Below are 24,899 nucleotides of genomic sequence, written 5' to 3' on the forward strand. Positions count from 1 at the left end.
TATTTTATTATTTCAGCTTTAATGTTTCCAGTGTGGAACGATCGAAGGCCTTTACGACACGATAAACCATTTCCCGCGCAGCTTCATAATCATCGATTCGAAACAGTGACTGGTGGGTATGGATATAACGTGCCGGAACACCAATGACAGCACTCGGGATCCCCTGATTCAGCTGATGTGCCGCAACTGCGTCTGTTCCGCCTTTTGAGACAAAATACTGATAAGGGATATCGTTCGTCTCAGCTGTATCAAGTAGAAACTCTTTCATTTCTTTCGACAATATCATCCCAGGGTCCTGGATCCTCAGCAAGAAGCCTTCACCCAAGCGTCCAAAAGCTTCCTTGTCACCATTTAAATCATTAGCAGGTGAACAATCCACAGCAAAAAAAGCATCTGGATCAAATTTCCTTACTGCCCCCTTTGTTCCACGGAGACCTACTTCTTCCTGAACATTCGCACCCGCGATCAGCGTACTCTTGAGTGATTCATCTTTCAGCATTTTAAGCAGTTCCAAGACCAAGGTGACACCAAAGCGATTATCCCAGGCTTTACCAATGAAGGATTTGCCATTTGCCATTTCTATCGTCTCTACGTCCGGTACAAGTGCATCTCCAGGTCTCACGCCAAACGACTCTGCTTCTTCTTTGGATTCAAAGCCACCGTCAAACAGGATATCTTCAATAGATAACTTGGATGCCTCTTTATTTTTCAGCAGATGTGGCGGGACTGAGGAAGAAACGACAGGGTAATTCCCCATACGGGTCTGTAGTGTGAACCGTTGAGATGAAACGACGTAAGGATTCCATCCACCCAGAGGCAGGACTCTGATCAGCCCTTTTTCCGTGATCGAAGAGACCATAAAGCCTACTTCATCCATATGAGCTGCCACCATCAGTTTTGGTGCCTCTTTTTCCGATGATTCTTTCACGCCAAAAAGTCCACCAAGTCCATCATAATCGATGCTGTCCACGTAGGGGGTCATTTCGTCACGCATAAACGCTCTCACATCATGTTCAAATCCACTTGTTCCCTGTAATTCAGTCGTCTTTTTTATAAGTTCTCTCGTATTCAGATCTGTGTGTGTTGATGTCATTTATCTGTTTCCTCTCACTAAACATAGTATTGTACCTATTCTTAATTATTATACACAAAAATCTGTTGGATTTTAAGCTTTCCTATTCCTTTTCTATTACACTTCACTCACTTGTGTGATAAAATAGACCTAACCTATAATTTTAAAGGAGGAGTCGCTGTGTTTCAGTCAGAAAAAATGAAAGGGTCCCGTTATTCTTCGCAAGAATGGGCACTGCTTTCCCTCGTTCTTGTGTTGTCCTTTCTAATTGGTGCTCTATCATTCAGACAATACAGTAAGAAAAAAGCTTTAAAAGCCGATGATATCTTAAAAGATATTAAAAAGGATTTCCTCGAAGAAGGCCCATTAGACGGATCCTGGATCGAACTGACAAAAGTACCGTGGAAAAAATTTGCGCACAAAACAGATGTTTACTATGGCGGGATATCCCGTTATGAAGAGAACAAACTTGTCCAGTATGAATTCATCGCTGATGCCTACACAGGCAGTATCATCGATATCTACCGTGTGTGACAAAATTTATGAACAGTTAGAGAGAGGGTGGGACTTTTGTCCCACCCTCTTCTGCATTTACTTATGTATAATCGCTAGCATTTATTTTCAACTCTTCATAGAATGCTCTGCACCAACTCACTACAACGGATTTGGCCTATTTAAATAAAAAATGCCGTTTCCAGAACTAACTTCTATCCTACCCTTACTCAAATCCTATGGATATATCTTTCGAGATCTGTTGTGACAAGTTTTGTTGCCGCTCCTCACAAAAAGGTGTGCCTATTTCGCTTTTGCGACAAGTTTTATCACCGCTACTCATAAAAAGGTGTGCCTATTTCGCTATTATGACAAGTTTGGTCGCCGCTACTCGTAAAAAGGTGTGCCAATGGCCTAGATCGACTGGTTCACTAGCAGATAGTAGATGGCTGCAATCTTACAGCAGGCATCGTACGGCCAGCTAACAAAACAGGCCAAATCAAGTTGAGCGGTACTGTGCTGATTTTAAAAAAAACGAAAGGAGCCTCGGACAAATGTCCCAGACTCCTTTCCTACGTTTATTCAGAGCTGTCAAAAGTAAGAACTGCTTTATATATCCTGTTGCCTTTTTTAGAGAATTTTTCTTCATACTCAGTCATGACGTTGTCTGTCACATCACTGTTGTGCAGATCAAGATACACTTCGTTCAGTTTTGCAGAATAATGCGAGAAGCTGACCAGAGAGTATTCAAACAGTTTCTGATTATCTGTTTTAAAATGAAGTTCGCCTTCCGGATTCAAAATCGTTTCGTAGACCTTTAAAAACGACTTGTAAGTCAAGCGTCGTTTTTCATGACGGTTTTTTGGCCAAGGATCAGAAAAGGTGAGATAGATACGATCGACTTTATTTTCTTCAAAATACTCTGCCAGATCACTTGCATTTGCTTGAAGCAGCTGTACATTCGGCAAGTCTTCTTCTATCTGTTTCTCCAGAGCAGTGACGATGACACTAGTCTGCAGTTCGATACCAATAAAGTTTATTTCGGGATGCTGTTTCGCCATATTGATGATGAACTGGCCTTTTCCGCAGCCTATTTCCACATGTATCGGATTTTCATTCCCAAATCTTTCCTGCCAGCGTCCTTTAAGTCCTAACGCTTCTGTGACAACATACTGATCATACTCTGCCAGTTTCTCTTTAGCGTATGGTTTGTGACGTAATCTCATTTGAATTCTCCTTTAGTACTCATTAAAAAAGAGGCCAGATTGAAAGACCTGACCCAATTTTATGTTTTTATACGATTTAAGACTGTATTTAATTTGATCAAATCATTGTTCATTCTGATATAATCCTGTTTTTTATGATTATGTTTCAAGTCATTAAGCAGATTCAGCAGGCTATACCAGTATACTTTTTCTTTCGCATACCCTTCTGCAGCAAATTCGACTGATTCCAGCCAGGCATCCCATTTCTCTGGATGGATATACCGCTCCATAAGCTGACTGATATCATGACAAGGATCCGAGATAACGACAGAATCCCAATCCACGAGATAGAGATGATTATCAGTGGAAAGAAGTAAATTCTTGTGCGAGATATCGCCATGACAGACGACTTTATTCTCGGTACTTGTTTCATCAGGTAGATTCTCTTTTAAATAAACGATGGCTTCTTTGATTAAAGGATGGATTCTGAGGTCTGGAGCTAAATCGGCAAGCGATTGATTATAGAGATCAGTTGGATTTAAAACATTGCCCCCAAGTCGCATCAGCATGCGTTTTAAACTTTGGGATCCATGAACCTTGCGAATAATATTGAATACACTCGTCATGTGCATTTCTTCTTTATGAAGCGTACGCCCGCTGCACCATTCCTGAGCAGTCAGTACATCTCCGTTTCCTATTCTCTTTGTCCAGACGAGTTTAGGTGATATACCTTCCAGCGATAAAGCTGCTAAAAATGGAGAAGAATTGCGCTTTAAAAATAACCGTTCTTCATTTCGCGTCCCCATATATGCCTGACCTGTTTCTCCTCCGATAGGATGCAGTTGCCACCCCGATTCTCTCTCCAACTCCATACTCACTCAATCCTTTTTTATCTCATTAGTCAAACAATGGTAAAGACATTGATGCACCTTCTATTGTAGAAAGAAAATCAGTTATCGTCAAGCGCATGCATGTTCTTTTTTATTTTTCAGTGTAGAAATGTCTCCATTAATTCGTTAAATCGCCACATTGTTTAACGATCTCTTTTTCATAACAACTCTGTAACAAGCGAGTGATCGAGCCTTTTTTCGATACATCAAACGTTTTATCATCGATTTTACTGATCGGCATGACTTCTTTTGTTGTACTTGAAATGAACACTTCATCTGCATTCAGAAGTTCTTCGGTCGTAAAGGCTTGCTCATAGACTGGGATGTTCAACTTTTCAGCACAGGATTTCCAGACGATTTTAGTGATTCCGGGTAAAATAAGGTTGCCATCAGGATGTGTATATATAGCACCGTTTTTGACCATCGCAATGTTTGAAGACGAACACTCTGTGATGATATCGCCTCGGTGCAGAATGGCTTCATCTGCATTCTTTTTATGCGCTTCGTGTTTAAGCATGATGTTTCCGAGCAGGGAAATCATCTTAATGTCACATCTCAACCAGCGTATATCGTCTTCAAGGGTGGTTCTCATACCATTTTTCATTTTCTCGATTTTTCTTTCACTTGCTGTTATAGATCCTGTCAGAAGCGGGACAACATCCTGAGACGGATAAGAATGATCTCTTGGTGAAGCATTCCCTCTCGTCATTTGAATGTAAATAGATCCATTTTTCACTGCAGACTCCTTTAGAAGCTCCGTGATCAAAGCTTTTAATTCAGCCTTTGTAAGCGGCATGCGCATCTCTATTTTTTCTGCACTTGTAAAAAAACGATCGATATGTTCATCAACACAAAAATAGGTATGATTATATATTCTAATGACTTCATATACTCCGTCACCGAATTGGTAACCTCTATCTTCAAAATCGATATTAACTTTGTCTCTGTCTACTATTTCTTTTCCCCAAATGACTTTCATATAAAAATCCCCTTTTTATTTTTTTAATCGTCTCGGCATATAAATATAAGTAAAGAACAGGCTGAAGATACCATTCAGCAACAGTAACCTCATAAATGCCAGGATACCGCTATTGACAAAAGATATACTATAAATAATAGACCCACCTGTCAGTAGCAGCAAAATTAATTTTTGAATAGTTTTTATTTTATCAGTATCTGTATTAGGATACAAATTGAAATACACCGTTTTTTTGAATGTTTGTCTTAACGGTATCAGCTGGAACCCGATCAGATACAAAAAAAGTATGCTGATCAGACTATTGATGATCCAGTTCTCAGAAAAATAAATAACAACACTTCCAATCAGCAGCAGTCTTAGATACAAGCCGCTGAAATTGTAGTTTCTGACAAACATGCGCGACAGAAAATACATTTCGGTATTCCGGTCAAGTACAGGAAGTGTATACAAAAAATCCATAAATTTTAGCCGTTTCACCTTATGTTTTGAATAAGGGGTTTCTATAAACAGGTTGATGATGGAATATATCTTCTGTATTCGTCTCTGTTCCGTTTCGATCAGCGTTTCCCAGTTCCAGCTGTCTGACTGACTATATTGAAACACAAATAAAAAGAATAGTCCCAGCGTGACAACTGAAATAAGAAATCCTGTTATAACGGAAATAAAAAGACTCACCATGATACCCACTATAGAAACCGATCCAATGATGAGGCGGATAGTTCTGCCCCTTTCACTTCTGTGCTGCTTCAGTGAATAATAAGCGTGGATGCCATGAATGACTTTCCAGCATACCAGCGTCAGCAGCCAGAAAACAAGACCATTGCTCTCCATATGACCGATCGCTGAAAGTAAAGGCGCAGCTAATACGCCTATTAACAAAGTATAGAAACTATGAAAAATAAGACTGTAGATCAGATTTTTTTTCATCACCTTATCGAAGGCTTTTTCTTTAGGCAAGAGGAACACGGCATCCGCAGGTTCAACAAGCGTGCGGATACTACCAGAAAAAACCGTGAGTCCGATAACTATAAGAAGCAGGAGCCTGGGAACCAACGCATTATACTCGACAGCTTCCAGATAGTTCTGGTAAGCCAGACCTGTAGCCCCGCCCAGAAAAAGCAGTAAGATGACAAAGTGATCATTCAAGACATATTTAAGATATTTACTCATTTTTTTGTAATAAATAGATTGTCTTGTTTTGAATAAATCTCCTATCGTCATTTTAAGAAACCTTCTTTATCCGCCAGCTGGGTATACATTTCATCCAGCGTGGCTCCCGGCATGCCAAATTTTTCACGCAGCTCATCTAGAGTCCCTTGAGCATAAACTTCTCCATTGTCGATGATCACAAATTTATCGCAGATCCGTTCTGCATTTGCCAGCACATGCGTCGACATCAGCAGCGAAGCCCCTTCTTTCTTCTTCTGTTCCATCATCTGGATAAGATCTCTGATCGCTATAGGATCAAGTCCTAAAAATGGTTCATCAATGATATACAGCGACGGTTCAATGATGAAGGCACACACGATCATCACTTTCTGCTTCATGCCTTTCGAAAAATCGCTGGGAAACCATTCTAAACGGTCGGTCAGGCGAAATTTATCCAATAGAGGCATCGCTCTCTCCATAACTGTAGAAAGTGGCACATCATAGGCCATTGCCGTTATTTCGATATGTTCTTTCAAAGTCAGCTCATCATAAAGTAAGGGTGTTTCAGGAATGAACCCTATTTTCTTTCTATAAAGAGGAGGATCCTCTTTCAGCGTTTTACCGTCCAACTGTATCTGCCCTTCAAAAGGATCCATCAATCCGATGATGTGTTTGATCGTCGTACTTTTGCCAGCCCCATTCAATCCGATCAGACCGATCAGCTCGCCATCGTCTAAATCGAACGATATACCTTTCAGGACAGGCGTCCGACTGTATCCACCTGTCAGGTTCGTGACTTTAAGACTCATTTAAACGTTCCTTCCTTGCATTTATTGTAATTATTTTACCATATCTCAACAGAGTAAAATGGATTTTAGGCTTCTTTTTATTATTTACCACTATTATATGATAAACTGAGTGTATACAAAATGACTGAAAGAGGGATTATATGGACGATTGTATTTTCTGCAAAATCATTGAAGGAGACATCCCTTCCCGTAAAATATATGAAGATGAAGATGTTATTGCGATTCTGGATATGTCTCAAGTCACCAAAGGTCATACACTGGTCATATCTAAAGAGCACGTCAGGAACATCCTGGACTACTCAGATGAACTGGCGGCTCGTGTTTTTTCAAAAGTACCCAAAATAGCCAGAGCAGTTAAATCCTTTGATCCGGACTGCAAGGGACTGAATGTGCTGATGAACAATGAAGAGATAGCCAGTCAGAGTGTTTTTCACAGTCATGTCCACTTACTGCCGAGATACGATGAGACAGATGGTTTTGGTTTGAAATGGGAAACCCATACGAATGATTATTCAGGCGAAGACCTGGATCAAATCATGCACGCCATCAAAAAAGAATTGAACTGAAAGAGGAGGATTTAAATGAAACATTTCATATTAGGAAGTTTATCCGGTTTAGTCGCCGGGGGAATCTACGGATTGATCAAAACACCACGCTCGGGAAAAGAAAACCAGCAGGCGCTGAGAAATTATGCAGATGAAACATCAGACCACCTGCAGGATGTCTCGGATAAAGTGAGTGATTTAAAAGATTCCATCAACCAGTTAAAAGCTGAAGTATCATTCGTTCAAAATGATGTCATGGATGAAATGACACTCATTGCCAAAGAATTCCAGCATGAAGCTGAACCTCGTTTACGCAGGATTCAGGAAAAAACAGAAAAAATACAGACAGAAGCTCAGGAAACGACAGACAATATCAACTACTGACAATTAACTATGGTCATAAAAAACACCTTTTCACTTTCAGCAGTTTACTCAAGCTGAAAGGTGAAAAGGTGTTTTACGTTTGTTACGCTACTTCATTTATTACTCTGCGTCTTCTGTGTCTTCTGTATCTTCTTCCGATGTATCTGTATCTTCTGCAGGTTCTTCATTTTCTTCTATAGCTGTATCCGGTGATTCTTCCGCAGGTTCTTCCGCTTCAGGCATTTGCATGAACTGCTGCATAGCTCCAGATAAATCTTCATCGGCTATCTGGACATTAGCATCCTGAACGACTTGGCTGATAGCCTGCTGGACCATTTCCTGGTCCTGCATATAGCCTTCAATGATCATTGTTTCAATGTTTTCTCGCTCTTCTTCAAGGGTACCTTTTTCTCCCTTTTCCACCATTTTGATAATATGGTATCCGAATTCAGATTCCACTGGCTCTTGAGTGATTTCGCCCTCTTCGAGCTTCAATGCGGCTTCTTCAAATTCTGGAACAAAACGTCCCGCCTCTAATTCTAACTCTCCACCTGATTGAACGGTACCTGTATCGGTTGAGTATTCAGCTACGAGTTCACCAAAATCAGCGCCCTCATTCAATTGATCGATGATATCTTTAGCCAGTTCTTCTTCTTCGACAAGAATATGAGCAACTGTAGAATTAACAACATACTCGTCATATGCAGCCTGAACATCTTCTTCGGTCATTTCAGTATGCTGCATGATTGCTTCTTCCACATACAATGACGTGCGTATGTTCTCTTTTACATCATCAGCAGACATGCCTTGTTGAGTCAACATTTCTTCAAAAGCCTCAACGCCGCCATACTGTTCTGCTTCTTCTTCAAACGCTGCATCTACTTCTTCATCTGTGACATCTTCTTTAAATTCATTTTCAAGGATATCTTCTAAAAGAATTTGCTGAAGCATTTGCTCGCCGTATGTCATGCCGCCTTGGGTAGGTTCGCTTTTCATACGTTCATATAATTCACTTTCACGAACTCTTCCAGCTTCAGTTGATGCAACTTCTTCGCCTTCACTATTTGCGCAGCTTGCCAGCAATAAGCCTGAACAAGCCATAGCGCCTACTAACCATTTTTTCATACTAACTCATACACATCCTATTATATTCTTTTATTTCCTCTTATTAACGGATTAACAAGCGGTACCTAGATAAATATACCATAGGTCATTTAAAAATGAAAACGTATAAATCAAACTTTTGATTTTTTCATTAACAATTCATAAATCCTTCTTTTTTTATTCAGAATCTGAAGCCGGATTTATATACGTTTTCTTGTAGAATGAACGGTTATTCATTGCCCAGACGCGCTCTGAAAACTCACCTGGTTCTGTTTTTCTGAGAGCCGAAGAAATCATGTTCATTTTTGCATCGATCTGATCGATATAATGGATCACTTCTGCTTCAGGTATGAGTGGTCGTACGGGCGAGCCATACTCCAGTTCCCCGTGATGGGCAAGGACTGTATGTTTCAGGAGCAGGACATCCTCGTGATCCTCATCGATTTTCAGTTCTCTGCATGCTCTGACAATGTCTTCATTGATCATCACGATATGTCCGATCAGTTTCCCTTCCAGAGTATAGTCAGTAGCCGTTGGACCACTGAGTTCGACTACTTTACCTACATCATGCAGGATGACCCCAGAAAACAGCAGTGAAACATCCAAGTCGGTGTAGATTTCGGAAAGTGAACGCGCGATACGCAGCATGCTGACTGTGTGATATGCCAGTCCGCCCATAAAGGCATGATGATTGGTCTTGGCTGCCGGGCTCTGAAAAAAATCATGCTGATACTTTTTCATGATGAAACGAACGATACGATTCATATTGGCATTTGTGATATCAAAGAGAGCATGATTGAACTCTTCCACCATTTTATCTTTGTTGATCGGTGCCCGTTCGACGTAGAGTTCTGGATTGTTCGGTTCATCTTCTTTGGCAGGACGGATGGCATTGATGCGGATCTGAGGATTCCCTTTATATTCTTCACGTTTGCCTTCAAGTCTTATGACCGTCCCCGGCTTGAATTTTTCAATATCTTCAGGGGTGACATCCCAGTAATTGGCACTTATTTCACCGCTTGTATCCTGAAATGTAAAAGACAAATAAGGTTTATTGGTACGTGTTATTTTCTCGTCTGCTGATTTTATGAGCACATACAAATTGACTTGATCATCTTTTTGATAATCATAAATTTTCTTCATGGATCATCTCTCCTTTTCCAGCTTGTTTTGTTAAGTATACGCACTTATCTTCCTCGATGAAAGCCTGTATTCGAGAATCAAAAGAAAAGTAGATGACTTGAACGTCAAGATCAAATTCACTAAGGAGCTGATACATTTTTCTGACACGCTCATCATCAAGGTTGACAAAAGGATCATCGATCAATACAGGAAATCGTATGCTTTCTTTAGTCGCTTTTATAAAAGCCAGTCTCATCGAAATATACAGCGGTTCGACTGTTCCTCTGGATAAATCGTCGCTTCGCCATCTGCTGCCGAATCGGTCGATGATATACAGTACGTCATCCTCAAAAAACAATTTCTGATATCTGCCATTTGTCAAAAAACTGAAAAAGGATTCAGCAACTGAGAGTGCCTGAGGCAGTTTATCTTCTTTAGCATAATGCAGAGTTTTTTCGATGATCCCTGCTGCCGTTTTCAGTGATGACCATTTAGTTACCACTTCCTGATAATAGCTCTTTTCGTTTTCAAATTCCTGAAGAAGTTCAGTATATACTCCGCCATCTTCTAGCCGTCTGATCTTCATTTCATCCGTCATGATTTCTTTCATGCATTCTTTCTGTCGTTCACTTAATTTCTGATGCTGTTCGTTTAATTCATTCATATTTTTATTCACATCATTCAGTTTATATTGAATAGTTTCCTCGCCGTCTTTAACAGGGACTTTCGCTGACAATACAGACAACCTGGCTTCTTTTCCCTGTTTTTCTTTCTGTGTAGAGTAGAGTCTGTATACGTCTTCTTCGTTTACACTATTCAGCGAATCAATAAACTGCCGTTTGGTCTTTTTCAGTTCATTCAACTTCTGTACATAATAATTGATTTCATGCTGAACTGCTTCTGTCTGTTTGATGTACTCCTTCATTCCGCGCTGTTCTCTCTTTATCTCTCTAAAAATACTCCGCATTTCTTTGAATTTTTCAAGAACATTTCCAGACAGGAACTTACGGGCAAAGGCTTCTTCAAAAGCATCCAGTTGTGTCTTCAGTCTAGTTTCAATGTCGTCAGTCTGCTGTTGTAATGCAGATTTTCTTTTTTCAAGTTCTCTAAGTTTCTGATAAACAGTCCACTTGTCCTCGACGTCATCAAGAGCGACTTTCACTGAAAATGAATGGTTCAGTTTCCATTGGTTGAAGTCCTCTTCGATCGATGCTTGTGTCGTTTTTATGTTATCAAGTTCCTTGACGATATCTTCCTGTTTTGACTGATAATCATCATTCATGGCAAGAAGCTCTTTCCACTGATCACGCAAGTTTCTCTGCTGATAAAACAGATCCCGCTGATTATCAGAAGTGCTTTTTGAGGCTGTATTTTTTGTTCGAAAACCGGTATAAAAGGCTACTATGAGCACAAGTAATGAAGTCCCCAGACCTACCATCACATCTACTGTGATCAAATAGGCACTCAAAAGAAGAGCAGCTGAAAATACCGCCATTACAGGCAAATTAGTATTCTTCTCTTCTTTCTTAAGCTCAAAATCCTCTTCCATTGCATCGAGGGAATTGAATTCTGAAAGAGACATTAGTTTTGGTTCGATTTTATCCATCATATCATTATTTATGTTGATTCGATGCATGAGGTTTCGTTTGTTTTCCTCAAGCGCCAGACGTTTCTTTTCCAGTTCCTTCCTCCGATTGCGAGTACTGTTCAGATAACTGATACCCGACTGTTCCAGTGCAGGTGGAATCTCGTCCGCAAGAGAGATATCTTCTCGGATTTTGATTTCAGTTATCATCTGTTCGAGATTTGATAAATCTTTCCTTTTCAGCTGCAGCGCCTGTACACTATCTTCCCAGCGATCCAGTTCTTTTTCGAACTGGCTTAATTCCTCTTCATTCTGCTGATACAGGATAAGTTCTTTAGACGGTTTGTATTGATGCTGCAAGGTTTTCTGTTTATCCTGCAGTTCATTGATTTTCTGCTGATATGTTTCGACTTCACTGTTTGTCTGCTTCAACTGATAAAGTCCATCTTCGGGCAGATCTGGATCCGGCATCTTTTTCAACTGATTTTTTATCAAATCGATTTCCTCTAAGGTCTCTTTATACTTCGATAGCTCATTCAAGTGGTTCAGTTCATCCAGGGTACTGGCCAGTTCCTTTTCTATTTCTTTCATCGTTTCCTGTTTAGATAAGTGAGACTTTATCAGATTGATATAGGATTCATTCTTCTCTTTAGCTTTTTCTACTCCACGCTGCTTTTCTTTCAATTTCAGTTGCAGCTGATTGATTTCAGGTTTTCTTCCCATCGGCTTAAATAATTTTCCCGCCTGGACATGATAATGGTCCGCCTGCTTTAAGTATTTCTCATGGCCGAGTGCTCCAATACTCAAGAAAAAGCGATTCAACTGTTCTTTGCTTAAATCCTGAACATTTTCGATACCTTTCAGGTCAAATGAATAGATGCTTTCATAAAAAGAGCGGGACTTGCTGTAAAAGAGCATGGCTAACATTGCCTCATCACCGGTCGTCCCGTCCTCAAGCGTTACAGTGACATCCCCGGTCACTTTTCCAGAAACACGTTCAATGCTGACTTCCCCAAACCGTTCATCCTGGATGATTATTTTACCACCGTAACGGCTGCTTTCTTTTGGTTCGTAACGCTTGGCGGAGCTGTGCCGCGTGGGAAAGCCAAAAAACATACTATGGATGAATGACATCAATGTCGATTTCCCTGCTTCATTTTCTCCCATGAACAAATGAAAAGGAGCTTGTATATCAAACTCAGTATCGATCCATTTGCCATAGCCATAAATAATCAATTTCTTAATTATCATAACTGATCTCGTCTCCTAAATCCTGCACCAGTAACTGCTTGGCTGCATCAATGCTGTCATTTTTTATTTTTTCCTGATCATCATCAACATACTTGGCATAAGCATGCTGAGAAAACAGCTCCTGAGTCATTTCCTGAAACGTTTCGTCTCTACTGACATCACTCACAGCCTTTTCCCAAGCGGAGGGAAAGGAACTTTCAAGCGAAAGCACCTGTTGATCAGTATTATTCACTTTGATTTGGGCTGAAACAATATAAACGAATCCGGACGGGCCGATTTTTTGGAAAACCTGATAAAAAGCTTCATCTTCCAGCTTCTGAATAACTGTCTGCGGAGTATCTGGTGAAATTGACAGATTAAGACTGATCAGCGAATTGGTTAACTCTTCATTAGCCAGACCTTCTTTTATTTTATCAAAAATCCCGTTCATAGATTCATGAGAGGTGACATCCAGATCCACTGTCTGCCATCTGATATCTGCAGTTGGGATAAACGTCACGTCTTCATGAGATTTTGTCAGTTCCACGAGCAGACATCCTTTTTCACCCGCTTCATTTTTGTGTCTCCCTTGAGTATTTCCGCTGTAATAGACAAGCGGATCCTTTGAGAGCTGCTGTCTTTTGTGGATATGCCCCAGTGCCCAGTAGTCATAATTCTTTTCCTTAAGCTCTGACAAGCTAAAGGGAGCATACCGTGCATGTTCTGCGGCCTGACCTTCCATGAAGCCATGAAGCATTCCTATATGGAAATCGCATTTTACATTCCTGGAAGGATAGTCGCTGATTTTTCTTTCTTCTATCCAGTTCCGGTCATAACTGAAGCCACTGACTGCCACATTTTCATGACTCGCTGTCTCCAGTATCTTCGTTTCGACTTCCGGACCGAACACAACGACATTCTCCGGCAGCGCAAGGTGCAGTTCATCATTGGTCAAAAAATCATGATTACCATGTATGAGAAAAACACTGATATCAGCTTCATTCAAACGGTCCATTTCCTTTCTCAGGTGGACCTGTGCACGGATACTACGGTCTTCTATGTCGTAAATATCACCTGCAAGCAGAACAAAGTCGACGTGATGGGAAAGGGCTGCATCGACAATATTTCTTAGTGACTCAAATGTCGACGCTTTAATTTTGTTGAAAAGCTCTTCTGGTATGTTTTTTAATCCTTTGAAAGGACTGTCTAAATGTAAATCAGCTGCATGTATGTATCGAACCATTTTCATCCATCCTTTTTCGGGCACGTATGTTCTTTATAGTTTTCAGGAAAAGGACCCACTCCACGAGTAAGTCCTTTCTAAAAACTCTTATTGATATAATTCTCTGACAGGTTTCAGAACTGTCTGATTGATATCATCGATCATTTGTCCAACACTTTTTTCAGCTTCGAGCAAGTTAGTGATCAGTTCGTTCTCACCGATCTTATTTGAAACTTCCTGTGCCTGTTGAGCTTCTTCTTCAGTGATTTCCTGACCACTCATTTGTTTCTGTTGAATCAGTTGCTGAACTTGTCTGAATTCATTGAATACCTGATTTGCTTCTTCATCTTCTTTTACAGCTTTGAATGCTGCATCAAGTTTTTGAAATTCATCAGTTTTTCTTAAATCTTGTTCCAATTGGTTAGCCGTGTCATAAATATTTACGGACATACTATCATCCCTTCAGTTTTCGTTCCTATACGAACGTTTTTTCTTCCTTTACAAGTGTATCATGAATAGAAAACAGATACCAGAAAAGATTCATTTTCGCTTTACCTACTCGTTTTGTGTTCTGTTTCTGAATCGTTCGAACAGCTCGCTGGTTTTATCTTTAAAGAGAGAGGCTCCCTCTTTTATTATTTCCCCAGCTTCTTCCATTCCGCCGGTGAACTGTTCAAAAATGGTTGAATCCTGTTCTTGCTGATAGCCTTCGCCAGCCTCTTCAACTAAGAAAGTGGACTGTTCAGTGTGAGGAAGGATCCCTTCCATTTGAGCCTTTAACACCATACCGATCCCTTGTGAACTATAAGTAGTCAGATGGTAGGCATTGCGGTCATAACCCGTCCAGCTTGCCAGCACGATATCAGGTGTATAGCCGACGATCCATTGATCATTGGAACCGACACCGGTTGCTGTCTGGGTAGTTCCAGTTTTGCCGGCAACTTTAAAGCCATCAGGCTGATTATTTCTTGCTGTACCTGATTCAAAGACACTCAACAGCATACTGTTCATTTCACTGGTCACATCCTTGGACAGGACACGTGTCATATTTGCTTCTGTATTGTCTACGATGATAGCCCCGGTAGCATCCACGATTTTTGTAATGAAACGCGGTTCGGCTCGCAGTCCGTCATTCGAAAAGACACTGTAGGCACTTGCGATCTCCAGTGGAGAAACGCCTTTATGCCATCCGCCGCCTAACGCAAGGGTACCAAGGGTCCGTTCCCCTTCTTCAACATCGATACCGAATCGTTCCAGTTTTCTGACACTTTTATCGATGCCTATTTCATTGAGCAGCCAGACTGTCGGTGCGTTCAAACTTCTGGATAAGGCATTATACATTGGGACTTCTCCCTCATATGTTCCAGATAGATTCGTAGGGGTATACTCTGTTTCTCCATATGACAGTTCTTCATCTACCAGCATGGAATAGGGATCATACCCTTCTTCCAGAGCAGGAGCATAAACACCAAGCGGCTTGATGACAGATCCTGGCTGCCTGTAACTCTGTGTCGCTCTGTTCAGACCTCTAAACGTGTACTCGCCACGCCCGCCAACAACAGCTGTCACCCCGCCCGTTTTCGGGTTCAATGCTATGGAGGCGCTTTGTGCTATCGTGCCATCTGGAGCCGTCTCAAACAGGCGGTTATTTTCATAGACAGCATCCATCTGCTGCTGATGTGTCTGATTGAGTGAAGTGTAGATCGTATAACCATTGTTCAGCAGATCTTCTTCTTCGATTCCATAGTCATTACTGGCTTCATTGATCACCGCATCAAAATAATACGGGTAACGGTAATTATCCTGCCTGTTATAGCCGTCTGACAAATCCAGCTCTGTTTTCTGATAAGCCAGTTTTTCCTCTGTGGTTATAACTTCTGTATCTTCCATTAATTTCAGAACGACATTTCGCCGTTCGATCGCCCGTTCATAGTCATCGATCGGGTTATAGTGACTCGGCGCTTTCAGCATAGCTGCCAGAGAAGCGGCTTCCGGAACCGTCACTTCATCAGCCGATTTCCCAAAATATTTAAGCGAGGCATCTTCCACGCCCCAAACGCCATTGCCGAAGTAGGCATTGTTCAAATACATTTCAAGGATATAATCCTTGTTGTAATTCTTTTCTATTTCGATGGCCAGAAACAGTTCTTTCAGTTTCCTCATGATCGTCTGGTCAGCTGATAAATAAGCATTTTTTGCCAGCTGCTGCGTAATGGTACTCCCGCCACCGACGATACGACCTCGGTTGACCACATAGCCTATTGCTGCCCGACCCAGACCGATAGGATCGAATCCTCTATGTTGACGGAATCGCTGATCCTCAGTAGCAATGACGGCATCGGTGATATTTTTCGATATTTCATCGATTTCACTATATGTTCCTTTTTGTGCATAAAGCTGTCCCGCTTCTTCTCCCGAGTCATCAATGACCGTTGTGGGCTGAGCCAGACCGGCGTGCAGAGAATCCACATCTGCCGCTTCTGCCAGGATGGCTAAATAAACACTAAATACTAAGGCTACTGTCAATCCGATAAGCATCAGCAATTTAGTCATATGCAGCTTTTTCCACTTTCTTCTTAAAAGAAGGAACATGCGCTGGAGTCCTGGTGATACGTATGCATGGACTCGACTGAAACCTTTTTTAACCCTGTTCTTCATTTCATTTTTAGTCATAATAATCCCTCTATAGCTTTTATCATCTCTTATCTCAAGGTTACCATATTCACCGCATTAGTCTATCAGACCTTAGGATGATAAATGATGCGATCGATCAAACACTTTCCCTGAGCTCTTTTAGAATATCTTCTATTTCACCCATATCTTCCGCATGGGCACCGCTTGCCAGAGGATGGCCTCCACCGCGATGCTGTGAGGCTACGGTATTGATCACTGGTCCTTTAGATCTTAAGCGGGCGCGGAAAGCTCCTTCTGGCTGTTCCACAAATACAGCCCATATTTTAACACCTGCGATTTTTCCAAGAAAAGGCACGATCGGATGTGTATCTCCATCTTCATTTCCAAGTGACTTCAATATATCCTGTGTGAGAATGATATGTCCTACGCCATCTTCAGACAAGGTGAAATTTTCTAGAGCATACCCCATCAGTTTACTCGTATGCGGCTGGATCTCGTTCATTTTATTGTTCAATTCTGTATGTGAGAAATCAAACGTCATCAGTTCACTGGCTACCTTCATCGTATAAGGCGATGTCCCGTCATATAGGAAACGGTTCGTATCGCCGACGATCCCTCCATAAAGAAGGCGTGCCGCTTTACTGGTCATCGTTATTTCATCCGGGAATGTCAGCCATAAGTCGGCGATCATTTCACTGCAGCTGCTTGCTTGTGTGTTGACCCATTCGACTTCTCCATAAGGATCATCGAGCGGATGATGATCGATTTTGATCCACTGTTTGGCCAGTTTATAATGATCACCATCAATACGCTTGATGTTCGCTGTATCCGTTACAATGACCAGTGCCTCATCGTAAAGGTCCTGTTCGACATAATCCATTGTATCCAGATAATTCAAGTCATCCACTGAAGCTCCAGCAGCATAGACTGTTTTTTCAGGAAAATTGGCTTTTATGAGTTCCTTTAGTCCACATTGAGAACCAATAGCATCCGGATCAGGTCTGACATGCCGATGAATGATGATCGTATCCCATTTTTTTATGATATCCCAGACCGCTTTCTTCAGATCGAGATCCTGTAAATTCTCAGATTTCAATTTCATAGATATTGCTCCTTTTTCCTGCTATTTTTTTTGGATAAGCTGACATACGACCAGCGCTTTGGCCGCCAGTACTTTTTCTGAATAAACCTGCACATCCAATCGTGCTGAACGCCTGTTTTCATCAAATACAAGAGGTTTGATCGTCAGCGCGTTCCCTAAGTGTATCATATTGAAATAATGCAGGTTCATCTGTTCAACAACCAGATTTTTCTTTTTTAATTTTGATAAGTAATTGTACACAGACTCCGTGATCACTTCACTCAAGACCCCGAAAGATATAGTTCCCATGCTATCTGTCGATTGGGGGGTGACTTGAAAAACATAACTTTCGTCATCCGATTCTTTGATCATCTGATTGATCTGATCGGCAATAGTATCCCCAGACTGGGGCTGTTTCTGAACAGACTGCATGGCTTTCATGATATCCTGACGAGATATGACACCGACCAGTGTCATATCATCCGACACGACCGGCATGACCTCTAAACCGTCCCATATCATTGTATGCGCAACGGAAGCTACGCTCATATGTTTTTTTGCATAAGCCGGATTTCTTGTCATCACTTTCTCTATCTGAACAGAATCATCCTGTCCAACAACATCTTTCGCAGTGACAATGCCTGCCAGTCTCATATCCGGAAGTACCACAGGGAATCTGGAATGGGTGCTTTCCTGATTGAGCATGCGATACGTATAGACAGTGTTTTCTTTTTTCAGGTACTGCGTTCGTTCAAGGGGAGTGTATATATTGTGTATACGTAGTATTTCCTTTTTTATTAACTGATCCGTCATTGCCCGATTGATCATTGTTCCAACAGTAAAGGTGTCATACGACGTACTGATCAGCGGCAGTTCTTTTTGATTTGCCAGCTGGATAACATGCTCACTCGGCTTGAATCCTCCAGTGATCAACACAGCTGCGCCGTGAAGTAATGAGAGTTCCTGAGCTTCGTCCCGGTTCCCGATGATCATCAGTGATTCCCCAGAGATATAGCGAAGCATCGCTTCTTCCGTCATGGCTCCAATGACAAATTTAGCCAATGTTTTTCTCAGTCCCTGAAAGCCGCCGTGAACCTCGCCATCAATGATTTTTACGATTTCTTCGTAAGTCAGATTCTCGATATTCTCACTATTTTTTGATTCGATCCGAACGGTCCCGACGCGTTCGATCGTTGAAACCAGGCCGAGATTGTCAGCTTCTTTGATCGCACGGTAGGCTGTCCCTTCACTGACATTCAATTCTTTAGCGATCAGACGTACAGATAATTTTTCGCCGACCGGGAGTGCTTCAATAAATGTTAAGATCTGCTCATGCTTAGTTTTCATTTTTAATCAGTATTCCTTTCATCAGGAAATTTTTGCCATAAAGGCAAGGGGATATTTTCAAAGACAACGGAGTCTAAACCAGTAACCGTTATTCCCAGAAGCCTCACACTCAAGTCCAGGCTTTCCTCTTCCCAGATGGAGACGGCGATCTGAAACAACTCCTCTTCATCATCGATATAATCAGGAAAAGTCCGCCGTCTGGTATAGGTCTGAAAATCTTCATAGCGAATCTTCAGGACCACGGTTTTCCCATGTTTCTGCTTTTTACTCATATTCCTCATTACTTTAGCTGATAACTCTCTTAAAGCACCTATGACTTCATTTTCAGAAATCAGATTATGAGCAAAGGTCGACTCTTTACCTATGGACTTAGGTTCGCGGTCATTTTTCACTTCACTGTTGTCGATGCCTCTCACTTTTCTGTAGAGGGAATGTCCCATTTTCCCGAAATGTCTGACCAGCTCAAGTTCTTCTTTATCAAACAGATCCTGCCCATTGTAGATACCTATGGCATGCATTTTTTCTACAGACTTCTCTCCGACACCATGGTATTTCTCAATGGGGAGATGAACCAGAAAATCATGCGCTTTATCCGGTGGAATCACCGTGATCCCGTTCGGTTTGTTGTAATCGGAGGCCAGCTTAGCCAGGAATTTATTATAAGAGACTCCGGCCGAACAGGTTAAGTTCAGTTCGGAGTGGATCTCTTTTCTTATCCTCTCCGCAATAAGCGTCGCACTTTTCTGATCGATACGATTAGTCGTTACATCCAGATAGGCCTCATCCAGGGATAGAGGCTGTATTTTATCTGTATAGCGCCTGAAAATCTGATGCATCTTACTGGATGCTTCTCTGTACAAGTCAAAGTTAGGGGGAACAAACAGCGCTTTCGGACACAATTCAAAGGCTTTCTGTGCACTCATTGCAGAATGGATACCGTATTTTCGCGCTTCATAATTGGCTGTGGTCACCACTCCCCTTCCGCCAGTATCCTTAGGATGTCTGGCTATGACCACAGGTTTGTTTTTCAGAGAAGGGTCTTCCCTTATTTCTACTGAAGCATAAAAGGCATCCATGTCGATATGAATGATTTTTCGCGATGTATCTTTTTTTGGTTCATCGAATGTCAGGATGCCATAGCGCATTGTTCTCCCTCCCTGCCTTACTGCTTACACGTATTATACTAAAAATTTGTTAAAATAACGAACCTCTCAAAGGAATGACCCGTTGATTTTTATCTGATATAAGAAAAAACAAGCAGAGTCATAAACGCTCTACTTGTTCTTGTTTAGTTATTAGCTTAACAAATCATCGAATTCCATCTCATCAAGGGATGAGACACTATATACTTGAGCTTTAAGTGACGCATAATTAAAGTAATCATTAGCATTAATAGACATAATATCATTAACTTCCTGGTAATATCTCTCACGCTTATGATGTTTCCACATGAAACGAAGGCAGTATTCCCATAAGTCATCGAGACTGACCTGATCGTATCCATGCTGTTTGAATTCGTTTAATTTCTGATTTAACCACACATCATATCGGGAAAAATCTTTGGATGTCATGTCCAAGAATTTACCTCCTTCACTTAATAGAAAAGGGAGTAAAACACGTGTCCCTCGATCTATTCGCCGTCAACTGAGTCTTCTGGAGTATTTGTTCCCAGCTCTTCAGTTTGTGTTGCCGTTGCGGTTTCTCCTTTTGTAACGATTCGTGCAATGGCACGACGTTCAAATGTCAGGTAGATCCCTTCGCAGTCGATCACGACTGTATTGTTTGCTTCAACGACTTCATCAACGATCCCGTGCAGGCCACCGATAGTGACGACTGAGTCACCTTTTTTAAGAGAACTCAACATGTTTTGCGTTTCTTTTGCTTTCTTTTGCTGCGGTCTGATCATTAGTAAATACATCAACCCCATAATAACGATAAAGGGCAGCATTGCTCCTATTAGTTCCATTTAAACATTCCTCCGTTAATTTGTTGATTTATATTCGTCAGTCTTAAACTGCGTACAGATTAATCTGTTTGATTAATGTGTCATTACTTACCTTAGCAAATTTCCATATGAATTACTAGGACAAATAGTAAACTTTAGAAGTTTTTCGCATTTGGCTCATTATATCCATATTCTTCAAAAAACTGTTCTTTAAATTCAAGCAAGTTATCTTCACGGATAGCCTGACGCACATTTTTCATTAAATTAAGCAGGAAGTATAGGTTATGGTAGCTTGTCAGTCTCAAGCCAAATGTCTCATTGGACTTGATCAAGTGTCTCAAATAAGCCCGTGAATAGTTACGGCAAGTATAGCAGTCGCACTTTTCATCCAAAGGTCTGAAGTCTCTGGCATATGCGGCATTCTTAACAACTAAACGGCCTTTGCTCGTCATCGTTGTCCCGTTTCTCGCAATACGCGTAGGCAGGACACAGTCGAACATGTCCACACCGCGCATGACCCCTTCGATCAGGGCATCTGGCGTACCGACACCCATCAGATAACGCGGTTTGTCTTCAGGCAGCAGAGGCGTTGTAAAGTCCAACACTCGGTACATTTCTGATTTTGGTTCTCCCACTGACAGACCACCGATGGAATAGCCGGCAAAGTCCATGCTCGTCAGATCCTTGGCTGACTGTCTTCTCAAATCTTCAAATCCTGCACCCTGGACGATACCGAATAGTCCCTGTGTGTCTCGATTCTTATGCGCTTCAAGTCCTCTTTCCGCCCATCTAGATGTTCGTTCCACAGATTTTTTCACGTAGTCGTAACTTTCATCATAAGGTGGGCATTCATCGAAGCTCATCATAATATCCGGTCCCAGCTGATTCTGTACATTGATCGCTTTTTCCGGTGATAAAAAGAGCTTGGATCCGTCGAGATGGCTTCTGAAGTGTACGCCTTCTTCTTTGATATCCCGCAGGTCTGAAAGGGAGAAAACCTGAAACCCGCCTGAATCGGTCAGGATACCCTTATCCCAATTCATGAATTTATGCAGACCCCCGGCTTCTTCCACGATATCAGCACCGGGACGCAGCCATAAATGATAGGTATTGCTCAATATGATCCCTGCACCCATTTCTTCCAGTTCTTCGGGCGCTATGGTCTTCACTGTAGCCAGTGTCCCTACTGGCATGAACATGGGTGTTTCAAACGTCCCATGAGGTGTCGTTATCGTACCTAGACGCGCCCCCGTATGTTTTTCTTTTTTTTCTAACTTATATGTGACCGGATGATTACTCATTTACTATTCTCCTAATCCTCTTTATACTCTTCTTTTTTCACGAACATAGCATCGCCGAAACTGAAGAACCTGTATTTCTCTTCTACGGCATGATTATATGCCTGCAGTACGAACTCTCTGCCGGCAAACGCGCTGACCAGCATGATCAGTGTTGATTTAGGCAGGTGGAAATTGGTCAGGAACCCATCCACGACGCTGAATTCATACCCTGGAGAGATAAAAATATCTGTCCAGCCGCTTGTTGCTTTCAATAGGCCGTCGTTCGCTTTGCCAATGGTTTCCAGTGTCCGTATGGATGTTGTCCCCACAGCGATGATACGTCCGCCGCTCTTTCTTGTTTCATTCAATTCTTCTGCTGCCTCTTCTGACAGCTGATAAAATTCTGCATGCATTTTATGTTCATCGATATTCTCAACACTCACAGGACGGAAAGTACCCAGTCCGACATGCAGCGTCAGAAAGACGATTTTAACATCTTTAGCTTTGATTTTATCGAGGATGGCTTCAGTAAAGTGCAAACCGGCAGTCGGAGCAGCAGCAGAACCGTTTTCTTTTGCATAAACGGTCTGATAACGTTCCTGGTTTTCCAGACGCTCTTTGATATACGGCGGTAAGGGCATTTCTCCTAAAGATTCCAGAGTTTCCAGAAAAATCCCTTCATAAGAAAACTCCACCATTCGTCCGCCATGTTCCAGTTCACCGACAACAGTGGCTTTAAGTCTGCCGTCACCGAAAGAGATCACCGTACCCGTTTTGGCTTTTTTAGCCGGCTTCATCAGTGTTTCCCATGTGTCGCCTTCAGTATTTTTAAGTAAAAGCACTTCGATGTGCGCATGGGTTTCTTCTTTCGTGCCATACAGACGAGCAGGCAGAACACGTGTATTGTTCATGACCAGCGCATCTCCCGGATTGAGCTCATCCACGATTTCCTCAAACTGCTTGTCTTCTATTTTTTCCGTTTCTTTAGTCAGTACCATCATTCGTGATGATGATCGATCTTCTAATGGTGTTTGAGCAATCAGCTCATCGGGTAATTGAAAATCAAAATCTTTTGTTGATAAGGTCATCCTGTTTCTCCTTTTATAAATTAATCTGCCATTAAATGTGCCAGTTCCAGATGTTCGTAGGCTTTAGCTGTAGCCATACGCCCTCTGGATGTCCGCTGGATAAAGCCTTCCTGAAGTAGATAAGGCTCCACCATATCTTCGATGGTATCGACCTCTTCTCCGATATTGGCTGAAAGAGTATTCAGTCCCACCGGCCCCCCATTATAAAGTTTAATAAGGGTGGACAGGAATTTCTGATCCACGATATCAAGTCCTTCATGATCCACTCGCAGGAGATCGAGGGCCAATGCTGCGATCGGCTCCGTTACGACCCCTTCACCCTTGACTTCCGCATAGTCGCGGACACGCTTTAATAAACGGTTAGCGATCCGAGGGGTTCCTCTGGATCGGCGGGCTATTTCATACGCGCCTTTTGTGTTTATGTCTGTCTGGAGGACACTCGCCGACCGAAGGACGATATCCTTAAGCTCATCTTTATGATAGTACTCCATATGAGCCAGTATGCCGAAACGGTCTCTCAAAGGCGCAGAAAGCGAACCGGCTCGGGTCGTTGCACCTATCAGTGTGAACGGCGGCAGCGGAAAGTGCACCGGATGTGCCGTGTCACCTTGACCGATAATGATGTCGACATAGAAATCTTCCATTGCAGAATACAACATTTCTTCGGCGATACGCGGCATGCGGTGTATTTCGTCTATGAAAAGAATGCCGCCTGGCTCCAGATCGTTGAGCAACGCAACTAAGTCGCCTGGCTTTTCGATAGCCGGACCGCTTGTTGTTCTTATATCGGCATCCATTTCGTTGGCAATGACCATAGCCATAGTTGTCTTACCCAACCCTGGCGGACCATAAAGAAGGACATGGTCCAGCGCTTCTTCTCGCAGTCTTGCTGCTTCGATATATATCGCTAGCTCTTTTTTTATTTTCCCCTGACCAAGGTAATCGGCCAGCGTCTGGGGTCTTAGCGACCGCTCGAGAGAGTATTCATTCTCATTCAGTAGCTGGTCAGAAGTGACGTGCTGATTTTCTTCCATATCTTTCTCCTTTTAAACGAGTAGGACAGCTTTACTTTTTCATCAGTTTGCTTAATGCTTCTCTTATATAGGCATCTGTCGTGAGCTCTGAATCTGTATCCAGCTGCTTGCGTACCTTTTTCACATCACGGCTGGTATAGCCTAGAACAAGCAGTGCTTCCATCGCTTCTTCAAAAGCTGCATTGCCGGAATCGTCCGTTCGCTCTACAGAGATGTGTGTCTTGGTTTCTGATGTATCGAATTCCGACAGTTTCCCTTTCAGATCCAGAACGATCTGAGCCGCTGTTTTCTTGCCGACGCCTGGAAATTTCGTTAGATAGGTTTTATTTTCGTCTTCGATCGCCTGGACGAAGCCGTTGTGATCTTCATTAGCTAAAATGGCCAGCGCAGATTTTGGACCGATCCCTGAAACGTTGATCAGTTTTAGAAAAAGGTTCTTTTCCTGAAGCGAAACGAACCCGAACAGATTCATGGCGTCCTGTTTCACGTCATGGTATATATAGAGTGTTTCTTCATTATTCAGCTTTTCAGAGTAACGGAAAGGGTTGGCCATCAGTATTTTATAACCGATATTGTTTGCTTCCAGAACAACATAACCCGGGTAAATATGCTCGATCGTTCCTTTTATGTATTCGTACATATCATTTCCTCATTCCACTTATAGTCAATCTATAATATTATAACATAAAAACATCTGTTCATTAAACAACTCTATGAACAGAT

At 42.0% G+C, this 24,899-nt stretch carries 24 protein-coding genes; 3 read left to right on the forward strand and 21 right to left on the reverse strand.

Annotated features, from left to right (window positions below):
* Positions 1–7: 7 nt before the first annotated feature.
* The gene (pepA, locus tag AB4027_RS08390; protein WP_091487663.1) at positions 8–1,093 is read right to left on the reverse strand and encodes a glutamyl aminopeptidase; all 1,086 of its coding nucleotides are present in this window, start codon (positions 1,091–1,093) and stop codon (positions 8–10) included.
* 159 nt (positions 1,094–1,252) lie between these two features.
* Here pepA and AB4027_RS08395 point away from each other — a divergent pair, with 159 nt between their 5' ends.
* Positions 1,253–1,606 carry a hypothetical protein gene (locus AB4027_RS08395; RefSeq protein ID WP_368644999.1) on the forward strand — a complete coding sequence of 118 codons (354 nt, stop codon included), beginning with the start codon at positions 1,253–1,255 and terminating at the stop codon, positions 1,604–1,606.
* Positions 1,607–2,142: 536 nt separating this feature from the next.
* Here the strand turns inward: AB4027_RS08395 and trmB are convergent.
* From trmB to AB4027_RS08420, 5 genes are all read right to left on the reverse strand, one after another.
* Complete coding sequence (trmB, locus tag AB4027_RS08400) at positions 2,143–2,790, reverse strand: tRNA (guanosine(46)-N7)-methyltransferase TrmB (RefSeq protein ID WP_091487665.1); 648 nt, start codon at positions 2,788–2,790, stop codon at positions 2,143–2,145.
* 59 nt (positions 2,791–2,849) lie between these two features.
* Positions 2,850–3,641: a phosphotransferase family protein gene (locus AB4027_RS08405; protein ID WP_091487666.1), complete on the reverse strand. Its 792-nt coding sequence runs from the start codon at positions 3,639–3,641 to the stop codon at positions 2,850–2,852.
* Between the two features lie 136 nt (positions 3,642–3,777).
* Positions 3,778–4,638 (reverse strand): D-amino-acid transaminase, encoded by an 861-nt coding sequence (dat, locus tag AB4027_RS08410; RefSeq protein WP_368645000.1) that lies wholly within the window; start codon positions 4,636–4,638, stop codon positions 3,778–3,780.
* A gap of 15 nt (positions 4,639–4,653) precedes the next feature.
* Positions 4,654–5,859 carry an ABC transporter permease gene (locus tag AB4027_RS08415; protein ID WP_368645001.1) on the reverse strand — a complete coding sequence of 402 codons (1,206 nt, stop codon included), beginning with the start codon at positions 5,857–5,859 and terminating at the stop codon, positions 4,654–4,656.
* Complete coding sequence (locus AB4027_RS08420; RefSeq protein WP_368645002.1) at positions 5,856–6,596, reverse strand: ABC transporter ATP-binding protein; 741 nt, start codon at positions 6,594–6,596, stop codon at positions 5,856–5,858. Before AB4027_RS08420 ends, AB4027_RS08415 begins: the two co-directional genes overlap by 4 nt.
* Before the next feature lie 140 nt (positions 6,597–6,736).
* Between AB4027_RS08420 and AB4027_RS08425 the strand changes: the two genes are divergently transcribed.
* Both AB4027_RS08425 and AB4027_RS08430 read left to right on the forward strand, forming a co-directional pair.
* Entirely contained in the window at positions 6,737–7,162 is a 426-nt protein-coding gene (locus AB4027_RS08425) for an HIT family protein (RefSeq protein ID WP_368645003.1), read from the forward strand.
* Between the two features lie 15 nt (positions 7,163–7,177).
* The gene (locus AB4027_RS08430) at positions 7,178–7,525 is read left to right on the forward strand and encodes a YtxH domain-containing protein (RefSeq protein ID WP_368645004.1); all 348 of its coding nucleotides are present in this window, start codon (positions 7,178–7,180) and stop codon (positions 7,523–7,525) included.
* A 99-nt stretch (positions 7,526–7,624) separates the two neighbouring features.
* On the opposite strand, the gene AB4027_RS08435 is transcribed toward AB4027_RS08430, so the two are convergent.
* The 15 genes from AB4027_RS08435 to ruvA form a co-directional block, all read right to left on the reverse strand.
* Complete coding sequence (locus tag AB4027_RS08435) at positions 7,625–8,629, reverse strand: peptidylprolyl isomerase (protein WP_368645005.1); 1,005 nt, start codon at positions 8,627–8,629, stop codon at positions 7,625–7,627.
* Positions 8,630–8,785: 156 nt separating this feature from the next.
* Positions 8,786–9,751, reverse strand: coding sequence for a 3'-5' exoribonuclease YhaM family protein (locus AB4027_RS08440; RefSeq protein ID WP_368645006.1), 966 nt, complete (start codon positions 9,749–9,751; stop codon positions 8,786–8,788).
* Positions 9,735–12,566 (reverse strand): AAA family ATPase, encoded by a 2,832-nt coding sequence (locus tag AB4027_RS08445; protein ID WP_368645007.1) that lies wholly within the window; start codon positions 12,564–12,566, stop codon positions 9,735–9,737. The genes AB4027_RS08440 and AB4027_RS08445 overlap by 17 nt, the downstream gene beginning before the upstream one ends.
* Positions 12,556–13,788, reverse strand: coding sequence for an exonuclease SbcCD subunit D (locus tag AB4027_RS08450; protein ID WP_368645008.1), 1,233 nt, complete (start codon positions 13,786–13,788; stop codon positions 12,556–12,558). The genes AB4027_RS08445 and AB4027_RS08450 overlap by 11 nt, the downstream gene beginning before the upstream one ends.
* 87 nt (positions 13,789–13,875) lie before the next feature.
* Positions 13,876–14,217 (reverse strand): YlbF family regulator, encoded by a 342-nt coding sequence (locus tag AB4027_RS08455; protein WP_091487682.1) that lies wholly within the window; start codon positions 14,215–14,217, stop codon positions 13,876–13,878.
* Between the two features lie 105 nt (positions 14,218–14,322).
* Positions 14,323–16,440, reverse strand: coding sequence for a PBP1A family penicillin-binding protein (locus AB4027_RS08460; RefSeq protein WP_368645009.1), 2,118 nt, complete (start codon positions 16,438–16,440; stop codon positions 14,323–14,325).
* A gap of 97 nt (positions 16,441–16,537) precedes the next feature.
* On the reverse strand, positions 16,538–17,503 hold the full coding sequence (locus tag AB4027_RS08465) for a bifunctional oligoribonuclease/PAP phosphatase NrnA (protein ID WP_091487685.1): 966 nt from the start codon (positions 17,501–17,503) through the stop codon (positions 16,538–16,540).
* Between the two features lie 21 nt (positions 17,504–17,524).
* Positions 17,525–18,829, reverse strand: coding sequence for a DRTGG domain-containing protein (locus tag AB4027_RS08470; RefSeq protein ID WP_368645010.1), 1,305 nt, complete (start codon positions 18,827–18,829; stop codon positions 17,525–17,527).
* A 2-nt stretch (positions 18,830–18,831) separates the two neighbouring features.
* Complete coding sequence (dinB, locus tag AB4027_RS08475) at positions 18,832–19,974, reverse strand: DNA polymerase IV (RefSeq protein WP_091487688.1); 1,143 nt, start codon at positions 19,972–19,974, stop codon at positions 18,832–18,834.
* Between the two features lie 150 nt (positions 19,975–20,124).
* Positions 20,125–20,400 carry a post-transcriptional regulator gene (locus AB4027_RS08480; RefSeq protein ID WP_368646419.1) on the reverse strand — a complete coding sequence of 92 codons (276 nt, stop codon included), beginning with the start codon at positions 20,398–20,400 and terminating at the stop codon, positions 20,125–20,127.
* A 59-nt stretch (positions 20,401–20,459) separates the two neighbouring features.
* Complete coding sequence (gene yajC / locus AB4027_RS08485; RefSeq protein ID WP_091487690.1) at positions 20,460–20,795, reverse strand: preprotein translocase subunit YajC; 336 nt, start codon at positions 20,793–20,795, stop codon at positions 20,460–20,462.
* Positions 20,796–20,929: 134 nt separating this feature from the next.
* Positions 20,930–22,075: a tRNA guanosine(34) transglycosylase Tgt gene (gene tgt, locus AB4027_RS08490; RefSeq protein ID WP_091487692.1), complete on the reverse strand. Its 1,146-nt coding sequence runs from the start codon at positions 22,073–22,075 to the stop codon at positions 20,930–20,932.
* A gap of 11 nt (positions 22,076–22,086) precedes the next feature.
* The gene (gene queA / locus AB4027_RS08495; RefSeq protein WP_368645011.1) at positions 22,087–23,142 is read right to left on the reverse strand and encodes a tRNA preQ1(34) S-adenosylmethionine ribosyltransferase-isomerase QueA; all 1,056 of its coding nucleotides are present in this window, start codon (positions 23,140–23,142) and stop codon (positions 22,087–22,089) included.
* 20 nt (positions 23,143–23,162) lie between these two features.
* The gene (gene ruvB, locus AB4027_RS08500) at positions 23,163–24,176 is read right to left on the reverse strand and encodes a Holliday junction branch migration DNA helicase RuvB (RefSeq protein ID WP_368645012.1); all 1,014 of its coding nucleotides are present in this window, start codon (positions 24,174–24,176) and stop codon (positions 23,163–23,165) included.
* Between the two features lie 31 nt (positions 24,177–24,207).
* Positions 24,208–24,816 (reverse strand): Holliday junction branch migration protein RuvA, encoded by a 609-nt coding sequence (gene ruvA / locus AB4027_RS08505; protein WP_091487696.1) that lies wholly within the window; start codon positions 24,814–24,816, stop codon positions 24,208–24,210.
* Positions 24,817–24,899: the final 83 nt, after the last annotated feature.

The organism is Alkalibacterium putridalgicola (assembly GCF_040959045.1).
In the GTDB taxonomy this organism is placed as follows: domain Bacteria; phylum Bacillota; class Bacilli; order Lactobacillales; family Carnobacteriaceae_A; genus Alkalibacterium; species Alkalibacterium putridalgicola.